The organism is Janthinobacterium sp. 1_2014MBL_MicDiv (assembly GCF_001865675.1).
GTDB lineage: Bacteria > Pseudomonadota > Gammaproteobacteria > Burkholderiales > Burkholderiaceae_D > Janthinobacterium.
On record NZ_CP011319.1, the window covers coordinates 1,718,970 to 1,732,744 of the forward strand.

Genomic DNA, 13,775 nt, shown 5'->3' on the forward strand with positions numbered 1-13,775 from the left:
GGGTCAGTTCTTCGTGCGCACCTGGCGCACGTGGTTTTCCAGTTCGCTGAACGAGGGACGTTCCGTGGCGGAAATGACCTTGCGGCCGAATTCCACGGCCAGCGCCGGCGCGTAGCCGTTCAGGCTGGCCAGCAGGGTCACTTTCACGCACTGGTACATCTTGGCCGTTTCATGGTGTTTGCGGCGCAGCAGGCTGGCCAGCGGCGCGATGAAGCCGTAAGCCAGCAGGATGCCGATGAAGGTGCCCACCAGCGCCTGCGCGATCAGCACGCCCAGCTCGGCCGGCGGCAAGCCGACGGACGCCATCGTGTGCACCACGCCCATCACGGCGGCGACGATGCCGAAGGCGGGCATGGCGTCGGCCAGCTGCGAAATCGTCTGGATCGGCATTTCCGCATCTTCATGGTGCGTCTCGATCTCGTTATCCATCAGGTTTTCGATCTGGTAGGCGTCCATGTTGCCCGACACCATCAGGCGCAGGTAATCGGTGATGAATTCCAGGATGTGCTCGTCACCGAGCGTGTACGGATATTTCACGAAGATGGGACTGCGGTAGGGGTCGTCGATATCGTCCTCGACCGACATCAAGCCTTCCTTGCGGATCTTGCTGAGGATTTCGTACATCAGGCCCATCAGCTCCATATAGCGCGCTTTCGTGTATTGCGCACCATGGAACAGGGTGGGCAGGGCGGCGAACGTGGCGCGGATGGCCTTGGCGTCGTTGCCGACAAAGAAAGTGCCGAGTGCGGCGCCGCCGATCATCAGCAGCTCCAGCGGCTGGAACAGGGCCGCCAGATGGCCGCCCTGCATGGCAAAGCCGCCGAAGACGGAAAACAGCACGACGAGAAATCCGAGTATGACTAGCAAAACCTACTCCTTCATAATATTGCCATATCGCAATATTGTAGTTTAACCCGATTTGCCTGCATTGGCCGAGTCCGGCTGCAACTGCTGGCTGAGAAAATTGATAAAAGCGCGCACTTTGGCGGGCCGGTGCCGGCCTCGGTGCCGGGCCGGCGCGGGCGGCAAGCTTAAGCCGTCCTTTGCCAGAAGCGCAGCCTGTTGCCGAACGGGTCGGCCACTTCCAGGATGCGGCCCCAGTCCTCGTCGCGGATGCCGGGCCGCGCATACGGATAATCGTTCGCCTGCAGCTCCGCGTGCAGGGCGGCGATGTCGTCGACGGGAATCAGGAGCGCCGACCCTGGCGTGGCGTCGCCGTAATGCTCGCTGAGGTGCAGCACGAGGTCGCCGCGCGTCACCTGCAGGTACAGCGGCGCCGTGGGGTCGAAGCGGTGCTGCCAGTCCTGCGTGAAACCGAGGAAATCGAGGTAGAACTCGCGCGCTTTTTCTTCGGAAAAGATGCGCAGGATGGGAATGGCAGCTTGCATGGCGGGGCTTTCAACAAGGGGGTGATGCCGCCATTCTAAGTAATCCCCAGGAAATGATTGTGAATTCATGAAGAGCAGAAGCGGATGGCGCAGCAGGGATTGCGCGGCACAAGTCCCGCGCCTGCGTAACGGTACTGCCCCGGTATGAACAGTACTCCCGCCAAGGCGCCCGCTGCCAGCAGCAGGCAAGCCTGGTCGGCCACCTTGCACAGCGCCGCTGATGCAAGTCAGCAATCGCCATAATGTATTGGGCGTTACCTGGCGTCAGGCCGGCGCCTGGCGTTTCAGCTGCGCGGCGGCGCTGGTCTTCTCCCAGCGGAACAGCCACATGATAATGAGCTTGGTCGCGGCGCTGACGCAGGCCAGCAGCAGCAAGGGCCAGCCCGTCGACAGTCCCATGACGCAGGCGAAGAAGATGGTGCTGACATCCATCGCCAGGATGAACTGGCTCATTTTGAGCGATACGGCGCCCGTCTTGCCCGAGCGCCAGATCAGGCCGATCTGGTGCGCGTAGCCCTGCGCCAGCAGCACGGTGACGGCGACGATCAGGCTTTGCGACATCACGCGTTTTTCATCGGTGAAGGTGGGACCGAACAGCAGGCCCGCCACGCCGGCGCACAGCAGCAGGGCGCAGGCCAGCAGCGCACGGCGCGACGCCGCGCTGCGCCGGTCGCGCTCGATTTCATACAGGATGCCCAGCGCGATCAGCGAGGCGATCAGGCGCGGCCAGACGATGTAGTGGTTGAAGGGCGTAATCGAATAGCCGTACACGAAGAAGGCGCAGTAGGCGAGGAAGCTGACGGTGAACTGGTTGAGCGACAGGATGTCCGTCGTCTTGCCGGCGCCGATGCTGGCGTCGTGCTTGCGCCGCCAGATTTTTTGCAGCTGCGACCACAGCCCATACAGGCTGACGACGATGAAGAGGGAGTTGAGGCTGCCGGCAAGGGCGTAGAGCGCTGGATGCTGCAAGGTGTCACCTGAATGTTGTCGCGGTTATTGTGTTGGTAGCTGCCTGATGCCCTGCTCGGCGATGCGACAGTCGATATGCGTGCAGCCGTAGTCGTTGTGCAGCTCGAGTTCCGGCCCTTCGCGGAGGGGACGGCTCCGACCCTCGACGATGGAAAGGCCATGGAGTTGCATGCGCAGGTGCAATTGATTGTAAAAGAAATCATTATGCCATCGAAATAATATGGCATGGCTGTCCCAAGGCAGGCCGGGCACGCCCGAAATCATGCATGGCTTCACTTGCCCCTATAATGAGAGCATGACTTTCTTATCACAAGGTGCCAGCTCCGTGCTGGGCACCGTCGGCAAAATGGCCGTTACCCTGATTCTCCTGTTGACCGCACTGTGGGGCGCGCTGGCGCTGTGGTATCAGCTGTCCGGCGGCGTGGCCGCGCAAGGCATCGGTGCGCTGCTGTGGGGCGCGCTGGGCGTGGCCAGCGTGGCCCTGTGGTGGTTGCGCGGCGACGCGCGCGTGCTGCTGCCGTATGCGGCCGGCTTCGTGCTGCTGCTCGTCTGGTGGAGCCTGATCGCGCCGAAGCAGGAGCGGGTCTGGGCCGACGACGTGGCGCGCAACGTGACGGGCACGCTGAAGGGCAATATGGTCACGCTGGAAAACGTGCGCAACTTCGACTGGCGCAGCGACGACGACTACACGGTCAAGTGGGAGCAGCGCAGCTATGACCTCGACCAGCTGCGCACGGTCGACGCGGCGCTGTCGTACTGGACCGGGCCCTATATCGCGCATACGCTGATCTCGTTCGGCTTTGCCGATGGACGCTTCCTGACGTTTTCCATCGAAATCCGCAAGGAAAAGGGCGAGAGCTTTTCCGCCATCGGCGGCTTCTTCAAGCATTTCGAGATGAGCCTGGTGGCGGCCGACGAGCGCGACATCCTGCGCGTGCGCACGAATGCACGGGGCGAGGACATGCAGTTGTACCGCGTGATGATGCCGAAGGCGGCCATGCGCTCGCTGTTTCTCGCCTACCTGGCCGAGGCGGAGTCGCTCAAGCGCCAGCCGCAGTTCTACAACACCCTGACGGCCAACTGCACCACCATCGTCTTCGAGATGGTGCGCCGCATCGTGCCTGGCCTGCCGCTCGACTACCGCCTGCTGGCTTCCGGCTACCTGGACCGCTACCTGTTCGACGTGAAGGGCCTGGTGCCGGGCCTGAGCTTCCAGCAGCTGCGCATAGGGGGCCACGTCACGGCGCGCGCGCGGGCGGCGAATGACGATCCCGACTTTTCGCACTCGATCCGGCGCGGCATGCCGGGCTACGATGACGCTGGTTATCCGAAGCTGCAAATGCCCAGGCAGTAGGCGACAAAATGCCCAGGGCGTCGTTGCCCATGCCTTGCCGTCCTAGCGTACTGTCTGCGGCATGGCGCCTGGCCCCGAGCATTTTGTCAGCTTAGGCCTACCCTTGCTTTATACTGTCGCCATATCCCGACCGGCCGCCTTTCGCGGCCGGTCTCACTTTACGAATAGACAAGAAGGCCCGCTATGCCATTTTCCTCACTGGGTCTGATTCCCGCCCTGGTCCGTGCCGTCGACAAGGCCGGCTATGCCGCGCCGACGGCCATCCAGGCGGCCGCCATTCCCGCCATCCTGCGCGGCAGCGACGTGCTGGGCGCGGCCCAGACGGGTTCCGGCAAGACGGCCGCCTACGCGCTGCCGCTGCTGCAGGCGCTGATGGCGCCCGTTTCCGGCCCGCGCCAGGTGCGCGCGCTGATCCTCGTGCCGACGCGCGAGCTGGCGGCGCAGGTGGGGCAGACCGTGCATGCGCTGGCCAAGCCGCTGCCCGTCAAGCTGAAGATTTCCGTGCTGTTCGGCGGCGTCTCGATCAACCCGCAGATGATGGACCTGCGCGGCGGTGCCGATATCGTCGTCGCCACGCCGGGCCGTTTGCTGGACCTGGTGCGGCAAAATGCCGTGAAACTGGGCGGCGTGTCGCTGTTCGTGCTCGACGAGGCCGACCGCCTGCTCGACATGGGTTTTGCCGAGGAAATCAACGCGATTCTGGCGCTGCTGCCCCTGCAGCGGCAAAACCTGTTCTTCTCGGCCACCTTCCCCGACAGCGTGCAGGCGCTGGCCGACAGCCTGCTGACGGCGCCCGTGCGCATCGAAGTGGCGTCCGAACCGCAGGACAAGCCCGACATCGTGCAGCGCGCCATCACGGTCGACGTGCCGCGCCGCACGCAGCTGCTGCGCTACCTGATCCTGCAGCAGCAGTGGGAGCGCGTGCTGGTATTCGTCGCCACCAAGTATGCGGCCGAACACGTGGCCGACAAGCTGCAGCGCGCGGGCCTGCACGTGGGCGCCTTCCACGGCGAATTCAGCCAGGGCACGCGCAGCCAGCTGCTGGCCGACTTCAAGGCGGGCCGCCTGCAGGTGCTGGTGGCCACCGACGTGGCCGCGCGTGGCATCGACATCGCCGGGCTGCCGGCCGTCGTCAACTACGACTTGCCCCGTTCCGCCGTCGACTACACGCACCGCATCGGCCGCACGGGCCGCGCCGGCGAGAGCGGCACGGCCGTCAGTTTCATCACGGCCGATACGGAAGCGCATTTCCGCCTGATCGAAAACCGCAACGACTTGCGCATCGTGCGCGAAGTGGTGGCCGGCTTCGAGCCGACGGAGCTGCCCACGCCCGTCAGCGCCGTGACGGACACGGTCAACGGCGGCGTGAAGGGCGCGCGCAAAAGCAAGAAGGATAAATTGCGCGAAGCGGCGGCCAAGGCAGCGGCAGGCGACAACTAAATCATCGTTATGTGCGCTAGCCGCTTGAACGGCTGGCCATCCCGGACTAAGATGGTCGTTCCATACGGCAATGAAACGGGATGAACATGCAACGCAAGACTATCACCATGGCGGGACCGCTGGCGGCGCTGGCGCTGTTGGCAGGCTGTGCCGGCATGTCCGGCAAGGACGGGGCCGCTTCCGGGCCAGCCATGCCGGGCGTCGTGGGCAAGGGCGAGGTGGTCGCCACCTGGTACAACCCGCCCAGCGAATTTCCCGGCATATGCATGACCCAGCTCAAGGATGGCCGCCTGCGCTTCGATGGCGGCTTCGCCTTCTACAATCCGGGCCGCTGGTCGTATGATGCCGCCACGGCCGAGCTCAGCCTGCAACTGGCGCCCACGCCCTCGCTGGAGCTGTCCCACTCGCAAATCGTCTTGCACAAGAATCTGCTGCGCATCGACGGGCCGAAAAACACGCTCGTCTACGGCGTCAAGGCCGACACGCAGGCCATCGGCCTGGGCGGCTTCGTGTTTTACCGCAATATGCCGTGTCCGGCCCGCGCATGAGGGCTGGCACCGCTGCCAAGGAAGGTGCCGTAAGGGAATATTTAGTCGTATAATTTCAGGCAAGTAAGCTTGCCACGCAAGGCTGCGCCGCGTGGCGTTTTTCCTCCAGGCATGCTCCGATGTCGCCACGGCGACGACAGGATGGTCCGATGGATTTGCACGACGAGCACGCGCTGCCAGCCAGCGACCCCGCGCGGCCTGTGGCGCCGCCGCGCACCCTGCTGTTGGTCGACGACGAACAGAATATCCTCGCGTCGCTCAAGCGCCTGCTGCGGCGCGACCAATACCATATCTTGACTGCCGGCAGCGGCCAGGAAGGGCTGGCGGTGCTGGCCAGCCATGCCGTCGACGTGATCGTCTCGGACCAGCGCATGCCGGGCATGCTGGGCGCCGATTTCCTGCGCAAGGCCAAGCTGCTGTATCCGCAGACCATACGCATCATGCTGTCGGGCTATACGGAGCTGCAAGCCGTCACGGACGCCGTCAACGAGGGCGCCATCTTCAAGTTCCTCACCAAACCGTGGGAAGACCACCAGTTGCGCGAGCATATTGCCGAAGCGTTCCGCCTGAAGGGCATCGACGACGACAATGTGCGCCTCAATGCCCAGCTGCGCGAGGCCAACCTGGCCCTGGCGGCGGCGAATGCATCGATGCAGGCGCTGGTGCGCCAGCAGCGGCACCAGATCAGCCGCGACGAGGTCAGCCTGGGCATCGCGCGCGAACTGCTGCAATTCCTGCCGCTACCCGTGATCGGGCTCGACGAGGATGGCATGATCGCCTTCATCAACGCGGCGGCGGCCAGCCTGTTCGAGCGTGGCGCTGCGCTGCTGGGCAACGAGGCGGCGCTGGTCCTGCCGCAGCTGTTCGACGACATGGCGGGGACGAGGGACGCCGGCGGCCAGCATCTGGCCCCCATCAACGGCCAGCCGTATGCGGTGGCGATTCATTCGATGGGCGTGCATTCGCAGTCGCGCGGCAGCCTGGTCACGCTGACGCGCCAAGGAGCGCCGGCATGAGCGCCGTCAGCCACGCCGGCAGCCGCGACATCGCGCTCGAGCAGGCGCAGGAAGGAATGGTGCTGGCGCTGGCGCTCAGCGACGCCAGCGGCGCCGTGCTGCTGGCGCAGGGCGCCGCCCTGACGGCGGCCAACCTGGCGGCCCTGCGCCGGCGCGGCGTGGAGCGCTGTGTTATCGTCGCCGAGGATGAGGCAGAGCCGGACCCGGCCGCGCAGGAGAATGCCGAGCGCGAGCGCGAACGCCAGCTGGCGCGCCTGCAGCGCCTGTTCCGCGCCACGCCGCCAGAAAGCCCCGGCGCGCAGCTGCTGGCCTTGCTGCAGCGCTACCGGCAAGGGGGCAGCGCATGAGCCAGCCCACCTTTGACCAGCTGCTGCGGCAGATACAGGAGCTGCCGGCGCTGCCGGCCGTCGTGCTGGAATTGCTGTCGAGCATAGACCAGGAAGACACGGACGTGCATGTGCTGGCGCAAAAGATCGAGCTGGACCAGGCGCTGGCGGCGAAGACCTTGCGCATCGCCAATTCCTCGTTTTACGGCATGCAGTCGAAGGTCACCAGCATCCCGCAAGCCGTTTCCGTGCTGGGCTTTCACAGCATCCGCACCCTGGTCACGGCGTGCGCGTTGACGGGCAGCTTCGCGCCGGCCGGCGGCGGCTTCGATTTTGCGGCCTTCTGGCGCCATTCGCTGGCCACGGCCGTGGCGGCGCGCATGCTGGCGCCGCACCTGCAAGTCAATCCGGAGACGGCGTTTACGGCCGGCCTGCTGCACGACCTGGGCACGCTGGTGCTGGCGACGCGCTTTACCGCCGAACACGCGCTGATCCGCAGCTACCGCCAGACGCACGATTGCCAGATGGCCGAGGCCGAGCTGGCTGTCATGGGTATCGACCATGCGCAGGTGGGCAGCGCCCTGGCCGCGTACTGGAAATTTCCCGCCGCCATACAGCAAGCCGTGGCCGACCACCACGCCATCGAACGCCTCGACGGCGGCGGCTTGCCGCTGGTGGTGCACGTGGCCAATGCCGTCGCCCATGCGCTGGACTTGTCCGGCCAGGACGACGCCCTCGTGCCGCCGCTGTCGGCCTCCGGCTGGGCGCGTTTCGCGCTCGCCGATGCGGCCTGGTTCGCCCTGTTCCGGCAGACCGAGCGCACCTTCGATGAAATGTCGCGGATCATGCTGGCATGAGCAAGCACACGGAGAGCGCCTTGCCGCCCGACGCGGTCGCGCTGTCGGCATTCTTCGATGGCCACCCCGTGGCCACCTTCGCCATCGATACGCAGCACGTGGTGACGCACTGGAACAGCGCCTGCGAGCAGCTGCTCGGCTATTCGGCCGCCGACATGGTGGGCACGCGCAACCACTGGAAGGCGTTTTACCGCCAGCCGCGCGCCTGCCTGGCCGACTTGCTGGTGGCCGACGATATCGCGCTGGGCGAAAACGAGTTGTACCAGGGAAAGCTGAAGCGCTCGCCCGTGATCCCGGGCGCCTACGAGGCCGAGGACTTCTTCGCGAATATCGGCCTCGACGGGCACTGGCTGCACTTCACGGCCGCGCCGCTGCGCGACCGCCACGGCCGCCTCGTGGGCGCCATCGAAACCTTGCGCGACGTGACGGAACGCCATCACGCGGAAAGCGCGCTGCGCAAGGCCCACGCCAACCTCGAGCACCTGGTGGCCAGGCGCACGGCGCAGCTGGCCGAAATGAATGAACGCCTGGCCGACGATATCCGCCAGCGCGAGCGCGCCGACACGGAATTGCGCGAGCGCAACCTGGCGCTGACGGAACTGAACAACAAGCTGTCGCTGGCCCAGCAAAAGCTGCTGCAGTCGGAAAAGCTCGCCTCGATCGGCCAGCTGGCCGCCGGCGTGGCGCACGAGATCAACAATCCCATCGGCTACGTCTTTTCCAATGTCGGCACCCTGGAAGGCTACCTGGACGACCTGTTCACCATGCTCGACGCCTATGAAGAAGCCGAGCCGGCCGTCGCCGACGCGGTGGTCGCCGCGCGCCTGCGCGCCTTGCGCGAGCAGATCGACCTGGACTTCCTGCGCACCGACATTCCCCAGCTGATGGGCGAGTCGAAGGAAGGCATCGTGCGCGTGCGCCGCATCGTGCAGGACCTGAAGGATTTCTCGCGCACGGACGCGCACCAGGAATGGGTGTGGGCCGACTTGCGCCAGGGCATAGACACGACGCTCAATATCGTGAACAACGAGGTCAAGTACAAGGCCGACGTCATCCGGCAGTATGGCGACATTCCCGACATCGAGTGCCAGCCCTCCGAACTGAACCAGGTGATCATGAACCTCGTCGTCAACGCGGCCCACGCCATGGGCGAGGGGCGGGGGCGCATCACCTTGCGCACGGGCAGCGACAGCGCGGAGGAGGTGTGGATCGAGGTCGAGGATACGGGCGCCGGCATCGCGCCCGAGCACCTGTCGCGCATCTTCGACCCCTTCTTCACCACCAAGGCCGTCGGCAAGGGCACGGGGCTGGGGCTGTCGCTGGCCTACAGCACGGTGCAGAAGCACCACGGCCGCATCGACGTGCGCAGCGCGCCCGGCAGCGGCACCACTTTCCGCATCACCTTGCCCGTGCGCCAGGCGCAGGCCGCCGCACCATGACTGAACAGGACAACATGAGCACCAGCACCGCGCCAGCGCCGCCCACCATCCTCTGCGTCGACGACGAGCCGAATATCCTGTCCGCGCTGCGGCGCCTGTTCCGCCCGCACGGCTACCGCGTGCTGACGGCCGACGGCGGCGCGGCCGGCCTGGCGCTGCTGGAAAGCGAGGCGGTGGACCTGGTCATTTCCGACATGCGCATGCCGCACATGGACGGCGCGCAGTTCCTGGCCCAGGTGCGCCGGCGCTGGCCCGCCACCATGCGCTTGCTGCTGACGGGCTACGCGGATATCCAGTCCATCCTCGACGCCATCAACGAGGGCGAAATCTATCGCTACGTGACCAAGCCGTGGGACGAGAACGACATCGTGCTGGTGGTGCGCCACGCGCTGGAACGGCGCGCGCTGGAACAGGAAAAACTGCGCCTGGAGGCGCTCACGGCCAGCCAGAACGGGCAGCTGAAGGCGCTCAACGCCAGCCTGGAAGAGAAGGTGGCGCAGCGCACGCAGCAGCTGAAGCTGTCGCACGACGACTTGCAGGCGGCGAACGACAAGCTGAAGGCCACGTTCGTGACGACGATCAAGGTGTTTTCCAATCTGATCGAAATGCGCGGCGGCAAGCTGGCTGGCCACGCGCGCCGGGTGGCGGAACTGGCGCGCAAGCTGGCGCAGGCGCTGGGCCTGGAAGCGCAGGAGGCGCGCGACGTCTTCATCGCGGCCCTGCTCAAGGATATCGGCAAGCTCAGTCTGAGCGATGCGCTGCTGGAATTGCCGGCCAGCGCCTGGACGGGCGAGCAGCTGGCCGCCTTCCGCAAGCATCCGCTGCGCGCCGAGCAGCTGCTGATGGCGCTCGAGGAATTGCGCGGCGTGGCCGTGATCCTGCGCTCGCAGCTCGAGCGCTTCGACGGCGCCGGCTTCCCCGATGGCATGACGGGCCTGGCCATCCCGCAGGGCGCGCGCATCCTGGCGCTGGCGTCCGACTATGACGGCTTGCAGATCGGCGCCATGGTGCAGCGCAGCCTGCGCGCGGACGAGGCGCGCACCCTGATCTACGACAGCAGCGGCAAGCGCTACGATCCCGCCGTGGTGGCCGCCTTCCGCGCCATCATGGACGAGACGGAAGCGCCGCCGCGCGACCTGGCCGTGCTGTCGGGCCAGCTGGAGCCGGGCATGGTGCTGTCGCGCGACCTGATCAGCCGCGACGGCCTGATGCTGCTGGCGGCCGAGCATGTGCTGACGGCGCGCGTGATTGCCCAGCTGCTCGATTTCGAGGGCAAGAATGGCGGCAGGCTCAACATTCGCGTGTATCCGCCGGCCAGGGACGGCTAGTTCCGTCAGGCCTTGGGCCGTGCCGCCGGCGGCGCCACGGGCAGGTGGATGGTGAAGCGCGTGCCCCGGCCCGGCTCGGACGCCACCTCGATGCGCCCCCCATGCTTCATGACGATGCCGTACGAGAGCGACAGGCCCAGGCCCGTGCCGCTGCCCACGGCCTTGGTGGTGAAGAACGGTTCGAAGATGCGGTGCAGGTGTTCGGGCGCGATGCCGGCGCCCGTGTCGCCGATCTCCACCCACACCCAGCCATCGGCATGGCCCGTGCGGATGCTGATCACGCCTTCGCCGCTGATGGCCTGGCCCGCGTTGACCAGCAGGTTCATGAATACCTGGTTCAGCTGCGAAGCGAGGCAGGTAATCGACGGCAACTCGCCATATTGCTTGTCGATGCGCGCCTTGTACTTGAGTTCGTTACTGACGATGTTCAGAGTACTGTCCAGGCCGGCATGCAGGCTGGCTACCTGCCAGTCCGTCTCGCCGACATGGGAAAAATCCTTCAGCGCCTGCACGATGTCGCGCACGCGCTTCAAGCCATCCATCGATTCGCCGATTAGCTCGACCACGTCCGTCTGCAGGTACGCCAGGTCGGCCTGTTCGCGCACCTGGGCCACGCGCGCGGCCAGCGCGGCGGGCATGGCCGCCTCATATTGCCCGATCACGTCGAACAGGGTGCCGACATAGGCTTGAAGCGAGCTCATGTTGGAATTGACGAAGCCGATCGGATTGTTGATCTCGTGCGCGATACCGGCCGCCAGCTGGCCGATGGACGCCATTTTTTCCGCCTGCAGCAGCTGGTCGTGCGCTTCCTGCAACTTGCTGATCAATAGTTGCTGCTCTTCGCCGCGCGCCTGCAGCATCGCTTCCATGCGCTTGCGCTCGGTGATATCCGTCAGCGAGCCGATCACCTCGAACGGCACGCCGTGCTCGTCGCGCACGAGGCGCAGGCTGTCGTGCATCCACAGATAACTGCCGTCGCGCACGCGAAAGCGGTATTCATAGGCGCGCGCACCCTCGACGAAGATTTGCGCCAGGCTGGAAAAAATGCCGGGCGCATCATCGGGGTGGATATGGTCGAACCAGAAATTCGGGTCGGCCACCATCTCGTCCGGATGGTAGCCCAGCACGTTCAAGGCGTTATTGCTGACAAAGGTCATCTTGAAGTCGCCGCTGGGCACGGTGCAATAGATGATGGAGGGGGTATTGTCGAGCAGGTATTGCAGGCGGTCGGCCGTGGCGGCCGGCGCCGCGTCGCCCGCCGGCCTGGCGTCGGAAGAAAAGAATTCGAAGTCCTCGAACTGCATCGTCACACCTCGCTGCCTGGCTGTCGGCCTGCTGCGATTATGCCTGAAGCCGGCGCGGCCGGCACGCCGCGCGCGTTCAGGGGGCGGGCGGCTGGCCGACGATGGCCATGCGGCGGGCGATGCGCCCGGCTTCCTGCGCATCGCCCGCCTGTTCGGCGCGCAGGCGCTGCACGCCCAGCCACGCCAGCAGCGGACGGCGCCAGCCCTGGTCCGAGGCCGTGGCGACGGCCGTGTCCAGCAGGGCGGGGGTGGCGCGGCTGGCGCGCAGCAGCACGCCGGCCGCCACCAGCTGCGACAGCGGGTCCTTGATGGCGGCCACGGCGTCGGCCGCCGCCGTGTCCGAGCCGGCGCCCGCCACGCCGCGCTGCGCCTCGGGCAGCAGGGCGATGTCGGCCGCCTGCGGCGTGCCGGCCAGGTAGGCCGCATACGCGCGGTCGGCGGCGCTGGCGTCGGCGCGCAGCGCGTCGAAGCCCGTGCAGTCTTCGAAGACGAGGCTGGCGACGCGCGTGGCACAGCGCAGCAGTTCGACCCTGGCCACCAGGTCGATCTTGCCCGTGCCGCCCACCTGGCTGCGGGCGCGCTGGAATTCCGTCTGTTCGACCAGGGTCTGGCCATTCAGGTAGGCCGCCTCGTAACGCTCGATCGAGCTTTGCGCGTTCATCTTCCAGTCCGGCACGGGCGGGCCGCTGGAACAGGCGGCGAGTGCCGCCATGGCCAGCGCGGACAACGCTACATTGATATTTCTCATGGCAGTTTGATCTCCGGATTGCGCTTGAACGGCCATTTGCGGTTGATTTCATTGACCAGCTGCTCGACCTTGCGCAGATTGCTTTCCACGTCGGCGCGCAGCGGACCCAGGTCGGCCGTGGCCGCCCTGGCGTTGGCGCCCACGGCTTGCGCCTCGACCAGCACGGCGTCGACCTTTTTCAGGCTGGCGCGCGTGTCGGCCAGCAGCGCGTTCAGCTGCACGATGGTTGCCTGCGCATCCGTCATCACGCCCTTGTCGCCAAACACGCGCGTGTCGGCATTGGCCACCAGGCCGTCCGTGCGGCGCGCCAGCTGGTCCGCCGTGACGAGCAGGGCGTTGGCGCGCTCGACCAGCAGGCGCGACTGCTTATCGTCGCCCGTCAGCAAGCCCATGGCGCCGCCCGGACCGCTGAGCTTGCCCGTGACGGCCTGCACATTGCGCAGGGTGCCGTCGAGCGCGGAATCGGTGCCCGTCAGGCTGGCCACGTTGTTCAGCAAGTCCTTCGCGGCCGACAGCAGGCGCGGGATTTCCGCCGCCATGTCGCCCACCAGCAAGTCGCGCGTGGCATCGTCCGGCAGCGGCGGATCCGTCAGGATGCCGCTGTAGGCGCGCAGCTTGGCGCCGCCGACGATGCCCCGTTCCAGCGTGAAGATGGAGCTGGTGCGCAGCCAGTGCGCGTCTTTGCGCGGCACGTCGATGATGACGCGGGCCTTGCCGTCCGGCGCCAGCTCGATGCGCTGCACGCGGCCGATGGGGAAGCCGGAAAAGGTCAGGTCGGCGCCCACGCCCACGCCGTCGGAATCGTCGGTCGTCAGCACCAGCGTCTGCGTGGCTTCGAAGGCGCCGCGCGCATACATCAGGTAGACGACGGAGCCGACCACCAGCACGAACATGAAGACGAGCAGGATGGCCGCCTTCAGTTCGGCGTGGCGCACGGGCGGCGGCGCGGGCAGCACGGCGTCTGGCGCCGTGACGTCGGTCTGGTCGGGAGTGGGTGTCTGGCTCATGGCGTCGGGCTCTCGTATGGATGGTGTGGGGATCGCTGGCGGCTGGCGGGC

General features: G+C 66.3%; 15 protein-coding genes. 8 read left to right on the forward strand and 7 right to left on the reverse strand.

Features of this window, described 5'->3' with window-relative positions; all coding sequences use genetic code 11:
- Window positions 1-3: 3 nt before the first annotated feature.
- The 4 genes from motA to YQ44_RS28730 all read right to left on the reverse strand — a co-directional run bounded on the left by motA (window position 4) and on the right by YQ44_RS28730 (window position 2,621).
- The gene (motA, locus tag YQ44_RS07655; protein ID WP_071322869.1) at window positions 4-867 is read right to left on the reverse strand and encodes a flagellar motor stator protein MotA; all 864 of its coding nucleotides are present in this window, start codon (window positions 865-867) and stop codon (window positions 4-6) included.
- Between the two features lie 164 nt (window positions 868-1,031).
- On the reverse strand, window positions 1,032-1,388 hold the full coding sequence (locus YQ44_RS07660) for a glyoxalase superfamily protein (protein ID WP_071322870.1): 357 nt from the start codon (window positions 1,386-1,388) through the stop codon (window positions 1,032-1,034).
- A 264-nt stretch (window positions 1,389-1,652) separates the two neighbouring features.
- On the reverse strand, window positions 1,653-2,357 hold the full coding sequence (locus YQ44_RS07665; RefSeq protein WP_071322871.1) for a hypothetical protein: 705 nt from the start codon (window positions 2,355-2,357) through the stop codon (window positions 1,653-1,655).
- Between the two features lie 24 nt (window positions 2,358-2,381).
- A complete protein-coding gene (locus tag YQ44_RS28730) occupies window positions 2,382-2,621 on the reverse strand; it encodes a hypothetical protein (RefSeq protein ID WP_156894726.1) in 240 nt (79 codons plus the stop codon).
- Window positions 2,622-2,652: 31 nt separating this feature from the next.
- On the opposite strand from YQ44_RS28730, the gene YQ44_RS07670 reads away from it, so the two are divergent.
- From YQ44_RS07670 to YQ44_RS07705, 8 genes are all read left to right on the forward strand, one after another.
- Entirely contained in the window at window positions 2,653-3,711 is a 1,059-nt protein-coding gene (locus YQ44_RS07670) for an Lnb N-terminal periplasmic domain-containing protein (protein WP_198043885.1), read from the forward strand.
- Window positions 3,712-3,894: 183 nt separating this feature from the next.
- Window positions 3,895-5,151: a DEAD/DEAH box helicase gene (locus YQ44_RS07675; protein WP_071322872.1), complete on the forward strand. Its 1,257-nt coding sequence runs from the start codon at window positions 3,895-3,897 to the stop codon at window positions 5,149-5,151.
- A gap of 86 nt (window positions 5,152-5,237) precedes the next feature.
- Entirely contained in the window at window positions 5,238-5,699 is a 462-nt protein-coding gene (locus tag YQ44_RS07680; protein ID WP_156894727.1) for a hypothetical protein, read from the forward strand.
- 149 nt (window positions 5,700-5,848) lie between these two features.
- A complete protein-coding gene (locus tag YQ44_RS07685) occupies window positions 5,849-6,715 on the forward strand; it encodes an ATP-binding response regulator (protein WP_083411694.1) in 867 nt (288 codons plus the stop codon).
- On the forward strand, window positions 6,712-7,062 hold the full coding sequence (locus YQ44_RS07690) for a hypothetical protein (protein ID WP_071322874.1): 351 nt from the start codon (window positions 6,712-6,714) through the stop codon (window positions 7,060-7,062). Before YQ44_RS07685 ends, YQ44_RS07690 begins: the two co-directional genes overlap by 4 nt.
- Window positions 7,059-7,898: an HDOD domain-containing protein gene (locus YQ44_RS07695; RefSeq protein WP_071322875.1), complete on the forward strand. Its 840-nt coding sequence runs from the start codon at window positions 7,059-7,061 to the stop codon at window positions 7,896-7,898. Before YQ44_RS07690 ends, YQ44_RS07695 begins: the two co-directional genes overlap by 4 nt.
- Complete coding sequence (locus YQ44_RS07700) at window positions 7,895-9,337, forward strand: ATP-binding protein (RefSeq protein WP_071322876.1); 1,443 nt, start codon at window positions 7,895-7,897, stop codon at window positions 9,335-9,337. Before YQ44_RS07695 ends, YQ44_RS07700 begins: the two co-directional genes overlap by 4 nt.
- A gap of 14 nt (window positions 9,338-9,351) precedes the next feature.
- Window positions 9,352-10,665: an HD domain-containing phosphohydrolase gene (locus YQ44_RS07705; RefSeq protein ID WP_232251118.1), complete on the forward strand. Its 1,314-nt coding sequence runs from the start codon at window positions 9,352-9,354 to the stop codon at window positions 10,663-10,665.
- 5 nt (window positions 10,666-10,670) lie between these two features.
- Here the strand turns inward: YQ44_RS07705 and YQ44_RS07710 are convergent, their stop codons facing one another.
- From YQ44_RS07710 to YQ44_RS07720, 3 genes are all read right to left on the reverse strand, one after another.
- A complete protein-coding gene (locus YQ44_RS07710) occupies window positions 10,671-11,969 on the reverse strand; it encodes an ATP-binding protein (RefSeq protein ID WP_071322878.1) in 1,299 nt (432 codons plus the stop codon).
- Between the two features lie 76 nt (window positions 11,970-12,045).
- The gene (locus YQ44_RS07715) at window positions 12,046-12,717 is read right to left on the reverse strand and encodes a hypothetical protein (protein ID WP_071322879.1); all 672 of its coding nucleotides are present in this window, start codon (window positions 12,715-12,717) and stop codon (window positions 12,046-12,048) included.
- A complete protein-coding gene (locus YQ44_RS07720; protein WP_071322880.1) occupies window positions 12,714-13,724 on the reverse strand; it encodes an MlaD family protein in 1,011 nt (336 codons plus the stop codon). The genes YQ44_RS07715 and YQ44_RS07720 overlap by 4 nt, the downstream gene beginning before the upstream one ends.
- Window positions 13,725-13,775: the final 51 nt, after the last annotated feature.

Coding starts and splice junctions, on each gene's coding strand:
- YQ44_RS07660 (WP_071322870.1), bottom strand. CDS start 1,388: ATGCAAGCTGCCATTCCCATCCTGCGCATCTTTTCCGAAGAAAAAGCG.
- YQ44_RS28730 (WP_156894726.1), bottom strand. CDS start 2,621: ATGATTTCGGGCGTGCCCGGCCTGCCTTGGGACAGCCATGCCATATTA.
- YQ44_RS07670 (WP_198043885.1), top strand. CDS start 2,653: ATGACTTTCTTATCACAAGGTGCCAGCTCCGTGCTGGGCACCGTCGGC.
- YQ44_RS07675 (WP_071322872.1), top strand. CDS start 3,895: ATGCCATTTTCCTCACTGGGTCTGATTCCCGCCCTGGTCCGTGCCGTC.
- YQ44_RS07680 (WP_156894727.1), top strand. CDS start 5,238: ATGCAACGCAAGACTATCACCATGGCGGGACCGCTGGCGGCGCTGGCG.
- YQ44_RS07685 (WP_083411694.1), top strand. CDS start 5,849: ATGGATTTGCACGACGAGCACGCGCTGCCAGCCAGCGACCCCGCGCGG.
- YQ44_RS07690 (WP_071322874.1), top strand. CDS start 6,712: ATGAGCGCCGTCAGCCACGCCGGCAGCCGCGACATCGCGCTCGAGCAG.
- YQ44_RS07695 (WP_071322875.1), top strand. CDS start 7,059: ATGAGCCAGCCCACCTTTGACCAGCTGCTGCGGCAGATACAGGAGCTG.
- YQ44_RS07700 (WP_071322876.1), top strand. CDS start 7,895: ATGAGCAAGCACACGGAGAGCGCCTTGCCGCCCGACGCGGTCGCGCTG.
- YQ44_RS07705 (WP_232251118.1), top strand. CDS start 9,352: ATGAGCACCAGCACCGCGCCAGCGCCGCCCACCATCCTCTGCGTCGAC.
- YQ44_RS07710 (WP_071322878.1), bottom strand. CDS start 11,969: ATGCAGTTCGAGGACTTCGAATTCTTTTCTTCCGACGCCAGGCCGGCG.
- YQ44_RS07715 (WP_071322879.1), bottom strand. CDS start 12,717: ATGAGAAATATCAATGTAGCGTTGTCCGCGCTGGCCATGGCGGCACTC.
- YQ44_RS07720 (WP_071322880.1), bottom strand. CDS start 13,724: ATGAGCCAGACACCCACTCCCGACCAGACCGACGTCACGGCGCCAGAC.